At 64.7% G+C, this 12,147-nt stretch carries 13 protein-coding genes; 4 read left to right on the top strand and 9 right to left on the bottom strand.

Features of this window, described 5'->3' with window-relative positions:
- The 4 genes from WCB02_RS23455 to WCB02_RS23440 all read right to left on the bottom strand — a co-directional run.
- On the bottom strand, positions 1–495 hold a 495-nt coding region (locus tag WCB02_RS23455), incomplete at its 3' end, for a N5-glutamine methyltransferase family protein (RefSeq protein ID WP_423961880.1).
- Positions 492–1,577, bottom strand: a complete 1,086-nt coding sequence (prfA, locus tag WCB02_RS23450; protein WP_423961879.1) for a peptide chain release factor 1 — start codon at positions 1,575–1,577, stop codon at positions 492–494. The genes WCB02_RS23455 and prfA, both read right to left, overlap by 4 nt.
- Positions 1,578–1,635: 58 nt before the next feature.
- Positions 1,636–3,903 (bottom strand): phosphoenolpyruvate--protein phosphotransferase, encoded by a 2,268-nt coding sequence (gene ptsP, locus WCB02_RS23445; RefSeq protein ID WP_423961877.1) that lies wholly within the window; start codon positions 3,901–3,903, stop codon positions 1,636–1,638.
- 264 nt (positions 3,904–4,167) lie between these two features.
- The gene (locus WCB02_RS23440) at positions 4,168–5,424 is read right to left on the bottom strand and encodes an aspartate kinase (RefSeq protein ID WP_423961883.1); all 1,257 of its coding nucleotides are present in this window, start codon (positions 5,422–5,424) and stop codon (positions 4,168–4,170) included.
- 187 nt (positions 5,425–5,611) lie between these two features.
- Between WCB02_RS23440 and WCB02_RS23435 the strand changes: the two genes are divergently transcribed.
- From WCB02_RS23435 to WCB02_RS23425, 3 genes are all read left to right on the top strand, one after another.
- A complete protein-coding gene (locus WCB02_RS23435) occupies positions 5,612–6,079 on the top strand; it encodes a PH domain-containing protein (RefSeq protein ID WP_423961875.1) in 468 nt (155 codons plus the stop codon).
- Positions 6,080–6,105: 26 nt separating this feature from the next.
- Positions 6,106–6,894 carry a bifunctional 2-polyprenyl-6-hydroxyphenol methylase/3-demethylubiquinol 3-O-methyltransferase UbiG gene (gene ubiG, locus WCB02_RS23430; RefSeq protein ID WP_423961882.1) on the top strand — a complete coding sequence of 263 codons (789 nt, stop codon included), beginning with the start codon at positions 6,106–6,108 and terminating at the stop codon, positions 6,892–6,894.
- 127 nt (positions 6,895–7,021) lie between these two features.
- On the top strand, positions 7,022–7,942 hold the full coding sequence (locus WCB02_RS23425; RefSeq protein WP_423961873.1) for an EamA family transporter: 921 nt from the start codon (positions 7,022–7,024) through the stop codon (positions 7,940–7,942).
- A gap of 100 nt (positions 7,943–8,042) precedes the next feature.
- Here the strand turns inward: WCB02_RS23425 and WCB02_RS23420 are convergent, their stop codons facing one another.
- Genes WCB02_RS23420 through WCB02_RS23405 form a run of 4 tightly spaced genes read right to left on the bottom strand, consistent with a single transcriptional unit; the run spans position 8,043 to position 10,504 of the window.
- Positions 8,043–8,516, bottom strand: a complete 474-nt coding sequence (locus WCB02_RS23420; RefSeq protein WP_423961871.1) for a DUF1178 family protein — start codon at positions 8,514–8,516, stop codon at positions 8,043–8,045.
- Positions 8,513–9,391 (bottom strand): carbon-nitrogen hydrolase family protein, encoded by an 879-nt coding sequence (locus WCB02_RS23415; RefSeq protein WP_423961869.1) that lies wholly within the window; start codon positions 9,389–9,391, stop codon positions 8,513–8,515. Before WCB02_RS23415 ends, WCB02_RS23420 begins: the two co-directional genes overlap by 4 nt.
- The gene (gene grxC / locus WCB02_RS23410; protein WP_423961867.1) at positions 9,388–9,663 is read right to left on the bottom strand and encodes a glutaredoxin 3; all 276 of its coding nucleotides are present in this window, start codon (positions 9,661–9,663) and stop codon (positions 9,388–9,390) included. The genes WCB02_RS23415 and grxC overlap by 4 nt, the downstream gene beginning before the upstream one ends.
- Before the next feature lie 31 nt (positions 9,664–9,694).
- On the bottom strand, positions 9,695–10,504 hold the full coding sequence (locus tag WCB02_RS23405) for a ComF family protein (protein ID WP_423961865.1): 810 nt from the start codon (positions 10,502–10,504) through the stop codon (positions 9,695–9,697).
- Between the two features lie 63 nt (positions 10,505–10,567).
- Here WCB02_RS23405 and WCB02_RS23400 point away from each other — a divergent pair, with 63 nt between their 5' ends.
- Positions 10,568–11,410 (top strand): methyltransferase domain-containing protein, encoded by an 843-nt coding sequence (locus WCB02_RS23400; protein WP_423961863.1) that lies wholly within the window; start codon positions 10,568–10,570, stop codon positions 11,408–11,410.
- A 152-nt stretch (positions 11,411–11,562) separates the two neighbouring features.
- Here WCB02_RS23400 and WCB02_RS23395 read toward each other — a convergent pair whose 3' ends face one another.
- Complete coding sequence (locus tag WCB02_RS23395; protein ID WP_423961862.1) at positions 11,563–11,973, bottom strand: (deoxy)nucleoside triphosphate pyrophosphohydrolase; 411 nt, start codon at positions 11,971–11,973, stop codon at positions 11,563–11,565.
- Positions 11,974–12,147 lie beyond the last annotated feature (174 nt).

Genomic DNA, 12,147 nt, shown 5'->3' with positions numbered 1-12,147 from the left:
TGCCAATGCTGCCAGACTGATATCGGTCCCGACACCGGTCGCCTCCGGCCGCTCGGACAACAGCGCCAACAGAATGGCTCCCGTGCCGGTGCCGATATCGAGAATTCGCACGGCGTGGTGCGAATGCCGCGCCCGCAGCTTCTCCAGCGCGAATTCGACCACCGTCTCGGTATCCGCCCGCGGCTCCAGCGTCGCCGGCGACAGCTGCAACGGGAGCCCCCAGAATTCCTTCTCGCCGACAATCCGCGCCACCGGCGCGCCACTGAGGCGGCGCAGCGCCAGCGTCTCGAGTTGCACGGATTGCGTCGCCGTCACGCGCCGCTCCGCGTGCGCGATCAAGCCGGTGAGATCGAGACCGAGTGCGAAGCCGACCAAGAGGCGCGCGTCCAGTTCGGCGGACTCCAGACCTGCGGCTCTGAACCGCGCCGTCAGGTTGCGCCGCGCGGCTTCGACGGTTTTTCCGGCGAAGACAACGGCGGCAGCATTGCAGCTCACGCTGCCGCGCCTTGCGCCGCGAGCTGGGCGGCCTGGTGCTCGGTGGTCAGCGCGTCAATCAGTTCGCCCAGCGCTTCGCCCACCATCACCTGCGGCAATTTGTAGAGAGTGAGGTTGATGCGGTGATCGGTGACGCGGCCTTGCGGGAAATTATAGGTGCGGATGCGTTCGCTTCTGTCGCCGGAGCCGACCTTCTCGCGCCGATCCGCCGAGCGGACCGCGTCGACGCGCTGGCGCTCGGCGTCATAGATGCGCGAGCGCAGGATGTTCATGGCATAGGCACGGTTCTTGTGCTGGGAGCGGCTGTCCTGCATCATCACCACGATGCCGGTCGGGATATGGGTGATGCGAATCGCCGATTCCGTCTTGTTGACGTGCTGGCCGCCGGCGCCCTGCGCCCGCATGGTTTCGATCCGCAGATCGTCGCTCCTGATCTCGACATCGACCTCCTCGACCTCGGGCAGCACGGCCACCGTGGCGGCCGACGTATGAATGCGCCCCTGCGTCTCGGTATCGGGCACGCGCTGCACCCGGTGCACACCCGATTCGAACTTCAGTTTTGCGAACGCGCCGCGGCCCTGTACTTCGGCTATGATTTCCTTGTAGCCGCCCATGGTGCCCTCGCTGGCCGAGATCACATCGACCTTCCAGCCCTGCAGGCTGGCGAAGCGCTCGTACATCCGGAACAAGTCGCCCGCGAACAGCGAGGCCTCGTCGCCCCCGGTGCCGGCGCGAATTTCCAGCACGACGTTGCGGTCGTCCATCGCGTCCTTGGGCAACAGCGCGACGCGGATCTTCTGTTCCAGTTCGGTTCGGCGCTGAGCGAGCGTCTCGCGTTCGGCTTCCGCCATGGCCCGCATCTCGGCATCCGTCGCGGGGTCCGACATCAACGCCTCGGCGTCGGCCAGCTCTTTCACGACGGCGCGATACGCCTTGACGGCCTCGATCAGCGGGTTGAGCTCGGCGAGCTCACGGGTGATCTGAACGTATTTGTCGGAATTGAGCTGCCCGAGCAGTTGCGCCTCCAGCGAGGCATGGTGGGCCAGCAGGACATCGAGCTTGGCTTCGGGGAGTGTGGACATCGGTATCAGTCTCGAACGGCGAAAAAACGGGCGGCAGCGCAGGCGGGCGGCAGCCTCGCTACAACGCCAATCCCTCGGCTTCCGCAAATTCCGTCAGCTTCTGCCGGATCGACACGCTGCCGGCCGGCGCGTCCAAAAGCGGCATGATCATCGCCTCGGCCTTGCCGGCATCGAGGTCGAGGATCATCGCCTTCACCGGACCATGGCCGGTCGCCGACAGCGACAGCGAACGGTAGCCGATCGCGATCAGGGCCAGCGCGCCAATCGGCTTCGAAGCCATTTCGCCGCAAAGCGAGGCGGACTTCTTCGCCGACTGCGCCTTGCGCGCGATGTCACGCAGCGCGCGCAGGATCGGCGCCGACATGGTGTCGAACCGTTCGGAAACCTTGGCATTGCCGCGATCGACCGCGAACAGGAACTGGAACAAATCGTTGGATCCGACCGAGACGAAATCGACCTTCTCCAGGAGCTCGTCGAGCTGATAGAGCAGCGCCGGCACTTCCACCATGGTGCCAACGTCGATGCGCTCCGGCAAGGCATGGCCATGCTGGCGCAGGTAGGTCAGTTCGCGCTCGACGATCGCCTTTGCGGCATCGAACTCCGCGACCTCCGAAATCATCGGAAACATGATGCGCAGCGCGCGACCGCCGCCGGCACGCAACAAGGCGCGAATCTGGCCGCGCAGCAGGCCGGGCCGGTCGAGCCCAAGCCGGATCGCGCGCCAGCCGAGCGCGGGGTTTTCCTCGATCACGGTTTCCATATAGGGCAGCGCCTTGTCGCCGCCGATATCGAGGGTCCGGAAGGTGACGGGCTTGTGGCCGGCGGCGTCCAGCACCGTACGATAGAGCGCAAGCTGGTCGGACGAGCGCGGCAGGCTCTGGCCGACCATGAACTGCAGCTCGGTGCGAAACAGCCCGATGCCGGCACTGCCGGTGTCGTCGATATGCGGCAGGTCGATGGCCAATCCCGCATTGATCATGAGTTCAATCGGCTGACCATCCTTGGTGACACAGGGTTTGTCACGCAAGGCCAGGTATTGGGCCTGACGGCGGGCGCGGAATCGCACCCGCTCCGCGTAGGCAGATTCGATTTCGGCGGACGGGCGGACATAGATCTCGCCCGAGGTGCCGTCGACGATGATGGCATCGCCGGGGTCGGCGATGCCGGGCGCGTTCGGCACCTCGCCGACCGCGGGGATGCCGAGCGCCCGCGCCACGATCGAGACGTGGGAATTGGCGGTACCTTCCTCCAGCACCAGTCCGCGCAGCCGCTTGCGGTCGTAATCCAATAGTGCCGCCGGCCCCATCGCGCGCGCGATCAGGATGGCATTGTCGGGCAATTGCTCCCGCGACGGCGCGTGATCCTGCCCGACCAATTGCCGCATCAGTCGAAAACCCAGATCTTCCAGGTCGTGCAGGCGGTCGCGCAGATAAGGGTCGGTCGAGCGCAGCATGCGCGCGCGGGTGTCGGATTGCACGCGCTCGACGGCGGCTTCCGCAGTCAGGCCGGTGGCGACGGCCTCGTGCAGCTTGTGCGACCAGCCCTGGTCGTTGGCGAACATCCGGTAGGCTTCCAGCACGTCGCGATGCTCACCGCCTTCAGCGACGTCGCCACGCTCCAGCATGCGGTCGAGGTCGGCGCGCAGCTTGGTCAGCGCGGCATCCAGCCGCTTGATCTCCCGCGGCAGGTCTTCGGCGATATGATTGGTGATGACGACACGCGGCTCATGCAGTACGACATGGCCGAGTGCGATGCCGTCGGACAGGATCGCGCCGGTCTTGTGCAGCGAGTGTCGCGCGGCCGGTTCGGCGCCGGGCTGGGCCAGCGAAGCCAGTTCGCCGGAGGCGATCATCTCCGCCAGCACCATGGCGGTGGTCTGCAGCGCCTCGACTTCCTCCTCGACATAGGTGCGCTTGGCGCGGTTCTGCACCACCAGCACGCCCAGCGTATTGCCGGCGCGCAGGATCGGCACCCCGAGGAAGGAGTGGTAGATCTCCTCCCCGGTCTCCGGCCGGTAGGAGAACGCCGGATGGCTCTGCGCGTCGCTCAAATTGAGCGGCGCCGCCTCGCTCGCGACCAGGCCGACCAGGCCCTCATGCGCGCTCAGGACGGTCCGGTGCACGGCGTCGCGGTTGAGGCCTTCGGTGGCGTAAAGCTCGAGAGTATTGTCGATCCGCAGCACGTAGACCGAGCAGACCTCGGCCACCATGTTGGCCGCGATCAGGACCACGATCTTGTCCAGTCGCTCCTGGGCGCTGACCTGCTCCGCCATTGTTTCGCGAAGCCGCCTCAACAGGACGCGGGGGCCGCCCGACGTGCTTCGCATTGCCTGTGATCCCCCTCCCTAAAGCCAGTCCGGCGCGTCGCCGGGACTTGGCGCTAACCTCAAGAAAAGCAACAATTTTATTCAACTGGCGCCGGCCGGCCATAAGCCATGGGCCGAATCAGGATAGCCGAACTGTGGCGCGGTTTCACGGCAGCTTGCCCATCTGGCCGTATAGCGAATTGGGGCTTGTTTTGCCAAGCAAAACGCCTGCCAGCAGCGAAAGTGCCGTGCGCAGGATGCTGCGCCAGCTCAGAGAACGTCGTTCTAGACCTGGTCGAGCCCGTAGAGCGTGTGCAGCGTGCGCACGGCCAGTTCGGTGTAAACCGCGTCGATCAGCACCGAAAACTTGATTTCCGAGGTGGTGATGGCGCGGATATTGATGTTGCGCGCGGCAAGCGCGGAAAACGCCTGAGCTGCGACGCCGGCATGGCTGCGCATGCCGCTGCCGATCACCGAAACCTTGGCAACGTCGGTCGCGGTATCGATCCGCGCATAGCCGATCTTGCCCTTGGCGGAGGTAATGGTGTCGCGGGCGCGATTGTAGTCGGAGGCCGGCACGGTGAAGGTGAGATCGGTGGTCTTGCCGTCCTCGGAGACATTCTGCACGATCATGTCCACGTTGATATTGGCGTCGGCGAGCGGACCAAAGATCGAGGCCGCGACCCCCGGCTTGTCCTCGATCTGGCGCACGGAAATCTGCGCCTCGTCCTTGGAAAAGGCGATGCCGGTGACGACGTGGTTTTCCATGATTTCCTCCTCGCCGCAGATCAGCGTGCCCGGCGGCTGCTTGGCATGCGGGTCGATATCCTCGGGCTTGTCGAAGCTGGAGCGCACGAAGATCGGCATGTTGTGCACCATGCCGAGCTCCACCGAACGCACCTGCAGCACCTTGGCGCCCTGCGACGCCAGTTCCAGCATGTCCTCGAAGGACAGCTTGTCGAGCCGCCGCGCCCTTGGAACCACCCGCGGGTCCGTCGTATAGACGCCATCGACGTCGGTGTAGATGTCGCAGCGGTCGGCATGGATCGCGGCAGCGATCGCGACCGCCGAGGTGTCCGAGCCACCGCGCCCCAGCGTGGTGATGCGGCCGGTCTCCGGATTGATGCCCTGGAAACCGGCGACGACGGCAACCTCCTTGCGGTCCTTGAAACGGTGGAGCAGTTCGGCGCCATCGATCTCCAGGATCCGCGCCGAAGCATGCGCATCGCTGGTCTTGATCGGGATCTGCCAGCCCTGCCAGGAGCGCGCCTGAACGCCGATGGCCTGCAGCGCGATCGCGAGCAATCCGGAGGTGACCTGCTCGCCGGACGCCACCACGGCGTCATATTCCCGCGCATCGTGCATCGGGGAAGCGTCGCGGCACCATTCCACCAATTCATTGGTCTTGCCGGCCATCGCGGAGACGACCACGGCAACATCATGGCCGGCATCGACCTCGCGCTTCACGTGGCGCGCGACATTGCGGATGCGGTCGATATTGGCGACCGAGGTGCCGCCGAATTTCATCACGAGGCGACCCATGACGACGCGTATGTTCCCTGAAAGAGGATAAGTTAGGCGGCCTGCGCGAAACCGGGAGCGCGCCGGCCGAAACGCGCGTATACATAGCGGCGCGGCCGGGGGCAAGCGGGTTCCCGCTGCCGCGGTGCACAGGTAGGTCAGGCAGGTACAGCCAGCTGTTCAGGCTGGTACAAGGCGAGGCGAGTAAATGGGGCGTTATATCGATGATATCCTGCAACCCGGGGAGAAGGTACTGTATTCGACCAACGCGCACTGGGTATTCTATCTGCCTGCGATCGCGGCCTGGATCGTGGCACTGGTCCTCGTCATCCTGTCGCGCATCGCCACGGTTGAGGGCGTGATCCTGCTGTGCCTGGCGTCGGCCGCCGTCGTGGCGCTGGCGGCGCTGTACTGGACGGTAAGAGCCTGGTTCCACCGCTTGACCACGGAGACCGACGTCACCAACATGCGCGTCGTGCACAAGACGGGGTTCATCAAGCGCCGGACCTTTGAAATCGCACTCGACAAGGTCGAGAGCGTCGATGTCAACCAGAGCATCATGGGGCGGATTCTCGACTATGGCGACGTGACCATCCTGGGCGTCGGCGAAGGCAAGGAAACCATCAGCACCATCGCCTCGCCGCTCCGGTTCCGCAGCTTCATTACGGCGCGATAGTCATGACGCAGGATTTTTCCGCAGATATGCCCAATGCCCAAGGCTCGACTGCCCAAGGCGCACCCCTTCAAGGCTCAGCCCTTCAAGGTTCGACCGTCGACCCTGCCGAGATCGCCAAATTCTCGCGGCTGTCGCAGGAGTGGTGGGACCCAAAGGGCAAGATGGCCCCGCTGCACAAGATCAATCCGCTGCGGCTGACCTATATCCGCGACGCCGCCTGTCGCAAGTTCGAACGCAACGTCAAGAGCCTGAATTGCCTGTCGGGCTTGCGCATCCTCGATATCGGCTGCGGCGCCGGATTGCTGTGCGAGCCATTCACGCGCCTCGGCGCGCAGGTGATCGGCATCGATCCTTCCGCCAGCAATATCGCCGCCGCCAAGCTGCATGCCGACCGCGGCCATCTGTCGATCGATTATCGCTGCATCACCGTCGAGGAGATGGACGTGCGCGAGCGATTCGACGTCGTGCTGGCGATGGAGGTGGTCGAACACGTCGCCGATATCGGCCTGTTCCTCAACCGCTGCGCGGCGATGCTCAAGCCCGGCGGAATGATGGTGGTCTCGACCCTCAATCGCAACTGGAAGAGCTTTGCGCTCGCCATCGTCGGGGCCGAATATGTGCTGCGCTGGCTGCCGCGCGGCACCCACCAATGGGACAAGTTCGTCACGCCCGACGAGCTCGCAAAATATCTGCTCGACAACCGGCTGACCATTACCGACCAGACCGGTGTGGTCTACAGCCCATTCGCCGACCGCTGGAACCTCGCCTCCGACATGGGCGTGAACTACATGGTGGTCGCCGAGCCGATGGCGTGACGCCTGCCTTGCCGGCTACGACGGTCGCTATGGCTGTGCGCCGCATTTATGGCGCGCGTCGCTCCGGTTGACTGCGTCGGTCCGGCCCGGCACGTTGGCAGACTTTCCGCCGGCCCGCGATCCCTCCATGTTCTCCACCGCCACGCTCTGGATTCCCTTCACCATCGTGGCCTCGCTGGGCCAGGTCGCGCGCAATGCCATGCAGCGGTCATTGACCGGACCGCTCGGCACCTGGGGCGCGACCAATATCCGCTTCCTGTTCGGCTTTCCGTTTTCGCTGGTCTTCTTCGCCGTCGTGCTGACGATTTCCGGCGATCATCTGCCACGGCCAGCCGCGTCGTTCTGGCCGTGGCTGGCGTTGGGAGCGCTGACCCAGATCATCGGCACCGGCATGATGCTGGTCGCCATGAACGATCGTTCCTTCGTGGTGACGACGGCCTATCTGAAGACCGAGGCGATCCAGACCGCGATCTTCGGCTTCGTTTTCCTGGGCGATCAGTTGACCCTCATGAAAGTGGTCGCGATCCTGATCGCCTCGACCGGCGTCATCGTCACCGCGCTCCGATTCGGCGGCGAACGCAGCTTCGCCGAACTCAGGCCGACCGTCATCGGTCTGGTCGCCGCCGCCGCGTTCGCGCTGTCGGCGGTCGGCTATCGCGGCGCCATCATCACGGTTCAGGGCGTCTCCTTCGTCACCGCGGCGACCTATACGCTGGTCTGGGGACTGTTCGTGCAGACCGTGGCGCTGACCATCTACCTGTTGTGGCGCGCCCCGAAGATACTCAGCGCGATCGTCGGGATGTGGCGGCCCTCGATGCTCGCGGGTTTCATGGGCGCGTTCGCCTCGCAGTTCTGGTTTCTGGCGTTCGCGCTGACCCCTGCAGCCAATGTGCGCACCTTGGCGCTGGTGGAAGTGCTGTTTGCGCAGGCGGTGGCGTATTACTCGTTCAAGCAGCCGATCTCGGCGCGCGAACTTGGCGGCATCGTGCTCATCGTGATCGGGGTCGCACTATTGGTCGCACCCGGGAGCGCTTTGCGATTACGTTGAATCGGAAAGTGCTCCAGCTACTTGTCCCTTATTGGTCGCATTTTCTTCCGGAAAGCCAGCGCCCACCTTTCCGGAAGATGCGCTGATCGAACGCTGCGCGTCAGTTGCGGTCTTCCGGCAGCACCGGCAGCGGCGAAACCTCGACGCCCTCATCGATCAGCGCCCGCGCTTCCTCAGGCGAGGCCTCGCCATAGATCGGACGGTGCTCGGTCTCGCCATAGTGCATCTTGCGCGCTTCGTTGGGGAAACGCTCGCCGACATTGTCGGCATTGTTGACGATATGGTCGCGCAATTCCTTCAGCTTGGCGCGCAACTCGCGCTCCTGCGCCAACATCAGGGGCGCGGGCGCCGCGCTTGGCACCTCCGCAGGCACTGTCGGCGGCGACGGCTCGGCACGATCGCGGCCCTTCTTGCCGACGATCCGAGGCGCCATGATCGCCTTCTCGATGCTGACCGAATTACAGACCGGGCAGCTCACGAGCCTGCGCTTCACCTGCGCATCGTAAGCGGCCGAGTCCTGGAACCAGCTTTCGAAGGCGTGGTCGCGCTCGCAACGGAGCGAGTATCGGATCATGCCGATCCCCGGACCAGATGCAGGTGTTCGGGACCTGCCTTGGGATCGGCGATACCGAAGCGCCGGCCGTGCTGCAGCGAGGGCACGGTTTTTCGCGCGGCTTCGACCTTCGAAGGATCGATCTTGGCGAGGAAAACACCAGGCTCGATGCCGCCCTCGGCGAGAACCTCGCCCCAGGGGCTGACGATCAGCGAATGACCATAGGTCTCGCGCTTGTTCTCATGCAGCCCGGCCTGCGCCGCGGCAAACACGAAACAACCGGTTTCGATCGCGCGCGCCCGCAGCAACGTATGCCAGTGCGCCTCGCCGGTCTTGCGGGTAAAGGCCGACGGCACAGTCAGGAAGGCGGCGCCGCTTTCGGCCAGCGCGCGATAGAGCGCGGGAAACCGCACATCGTAGCAGATGGTGAGCCCGATCCGGCCCCATGGCAGGTCGGAAATGACCGCGGTCTCGCCCGGTTGATAATTGGCGGACTCGCGATAGCTCTCGCCGTCAGGCAGATCGATGTCGAACATATGGATCTTGTCGTAGCTTGCGAGCACCACGCCATCCGGCCCGATCAGGAACGAGCGGTTGACGGCCTTCTCCGGCGAGAAGCGCAGCGCCAGCGAACCGATATGAAGATGAATCTTCAGTTCCTTGGCGAGCGCCCGATAAGCCTTGAGCGACAGGTCGTCGTCCTCAGTGGCGAGATGCTCGAACAGCGCCTTGCGGTTAAGCTGCATCATGTTGCTCACCTCGGGCGTGAGCACATAGTCCGCGCCTTCGGCGGCGGCCTGCCGAACCAGCTTGGTGCCCTGTTCGAGGCTCGGCTCGGGCAACAAACCGGTCCGCATCTGCACCATGGCCGCGGTGAAAGTGAGGTCAGCGCTCATGAGGATTCCTTCTCGCCTGCGAGCATCGCATCAAGCTTGCCGCCGCGGTCGAGCGCATAGAGCTCGTCGCAGCCGCCGACATGCGTGTCGCCGATGAAGATCTGTGGAAACGTCGCGCCGACACCGGCGCGATCGTACATCTTTTCACGAACGCCCGGATCCTTGCCAGCATCATACTCGGTGAACTGAGCCTTCTTGCGACTCAAGAGCGACTTGGCGGCGCTACAATAGCCGCAACCCGGACGGGTGTAGATTTCAATGGCAGCGGTCATCTCGCGCTCGGTCTTTTGGGAATAACCGTCATTATATGGGAGCTTTGGGGGTATCGACAACCCGGGCAAAGACCAGCACGTCGACGTGGGCCACCTTGGCGCGCAACAGCGCCCGCGCGCAGGCATCGACCGTCGCACCAGAGGTCAGGACATCGTCGATCAGGATGGCGCGGCGGCCCCGCAGCTCCGGTAACCGGTCCGCGGATACCTTGAATGCACCCTGCACATTGCTGGCGCGCTCGGAGCGCGACAGTCCGACCTGCTGCTCGGTCGCCCGCACCCGCTGCAACAGATCGCCGCGCAGCTTGACGCCGCTTTGGCGTTCGATCGCGCGCGCCAGCGCGCCGGACTGGTTGTAGCGCCGGCTGAAGCCGCGCTTCCAGTGCAGCGGCACGGGAATCAACACATCGGCATCTGCGAGCAGTTCGCTTCCGGCCCGGGCCATCCAGCGGCCCATGATCGGCGCAAGATCGGTGCGGTCCTGGTATTTGAGCGCATGCACCAGGGTGCCGGCGACATCGTCGTAGCGCACCGCCGCGCGGGCCCGCTGATAAGCCGGCGGATTGGCGATCGCCTCCATCGAGAGCAATTCCGGACCCGGATCGTAGACGAAGGGAATGCCCAATCTCGGACAATAAGGCGGGGCGATGAACGACAATTTGGCCCAGCACGCGGCGCAAACGCCCTCGCCATGGACCGGCTCACGGCACCCAACGCACAACGTCGGCAACGCGACATCGAGCGCGAGCCGGGCCGCATGCGTCCACACCTCGCGGCAAGCGCTCAGCGCGCCGCGCAGATGGCTTGAAATCGATCGGGACGGGGCAATTTCAGCATCCATGGATCGAGGCTAGCGCGCCGGCTGCCCGATTGCCAGAGACCCACCGTCGACGTATCAACCGCAATGGCCATAAACCAGCCGACTGCGCCCCTCTTGTTCGACCGCGCGCTGCTCACGCGCCGCCAGGATCGCGCGCGAAAGCGCGAACCCGCCACCTTCCTGCTCGACCGCGTCCTCGGGGATATCGACGAGCGCATCAGTGCGGTGAAGCGCGATTTCCCCGTAGCCGCGGATATCTGGACGCCGGGCGAGGGATTTTCGTCCCGCGGCCGCTTCACATCGCTGATCCGCATCACGGCGCCGGAATCGCAAGAGACGCTCGACCTGCAGCCCGAATCCCTCGACCTCGCCGTCTCCGCACTGGCCTTTCAGTTCGTCAACGACCTGCCCGGCGTGCTGGCACAGATCCGGCGCGCGCTGAAGCCGGACGGCCTGTTGCTGGCGGCAATGATCGGCGGCGACACGCTGACCGAGCTCAGGCAATCCTTTGCCGCGGCGGAGGCCGAACTGGAAGGCGGGGTTTCGCCGCATGTCGCGCCGTTCGCCGATCTGCGCGATGTCGGCGGCCTGTTGCAGCGGGCCGGGCTGGCGCTGCCGGTCGCCGACATCGACCGTGTGATGGTTCGCTACGACAACGCATTCGCCTTGATGGGCGATTTGCGGCGCATGGGCGCAACCAATAGTCTGATCGAGCGGCGGCGGACACCGACCCGCCGGGCCACCATGCTGCGCATGGCTGAGATCTACGCCCGGCGCTTCGCCGACCCGGACGGCCGCATCCGCGCCACCTTCGATGTGATCTGGCTTTCCGGCTGGGCGCCGCATGCGAGCCAACCGAAACCGCTGCGACCGGGCTCGGCGCAGGCAAGCCTGGAGCAAGCGGTGAAGAAAGCACCGAGGATCTGAGCCACTTGCTTAGCATGGCCGGGCATGGGCGTCCGCGGGACGGGTTGGCTTCGGCTCGCCTCAGCCCGGCCGCCACCTCTTCATCGAAAGACCGAGAAGGACGTGATGTCCGCCCAGGCTGCATCATGGAGGGCTCTGCACGAATCAAGCGCTCACATCAGCAGATCGATCAGGTGCGGAATCAGCGGGATGTCGGCCGGCGGCATCGGATAGTCCCGCAATTTATTGGCGCGCACCCAGGCGAGGCTTTGGCCCTCGCGCGCAATCACGTTGCCATCCCAGCGCCGGCAGACATAGAGCGGCATCAAGAGGTGAAAATCAGCGTAGGCGTGGCTTGCGAAAGTGAGCGGCGCCAGACACGGCTCGCTGACGGTGATGCCGATTTCCTCATGCAGTTCGCGGATCAGGGTCGCCTCCGGGCGCTCGCCCGGCTCGACCTTGCCGCCAGGGAATTCCCACAGGCCTGCGAGCGGCTTGCCCGCCGGACGTTGCGCGATCAGCACGCGATTGTCGGGATCGACCAGCGCGCAGGCGACCACCAGGGTAAGCTTCAGTTCAGGCATGCGGTTTTTGCAGATGTCCGGGATGAGGCGGCCGTTTTTCCGTTAGCTTCGACAAGGCTTTCTTAATCGCTTTCGCTCCGTGCTTCCACGGCCGCATGCCAAATTAGGGCCTGTCTTCAGTTAGGGGATTCCCAAATCAGTTTTTGAATGATTCATAGGCGGTCGGCCTGAGGG

Source organism: Bradyrhizobium sp. (assembly GCF_049581145.1).
Classification (GTDB): domain Bacteria; phylum Pseudomonadota; class Alphaproteobacteria; order Rhizobiales; family Xanthobacteraceae; genus Bradyrhizobium.
This window is presented reverse-complemented; position numbering and strand designations above follow the sequence as displayed.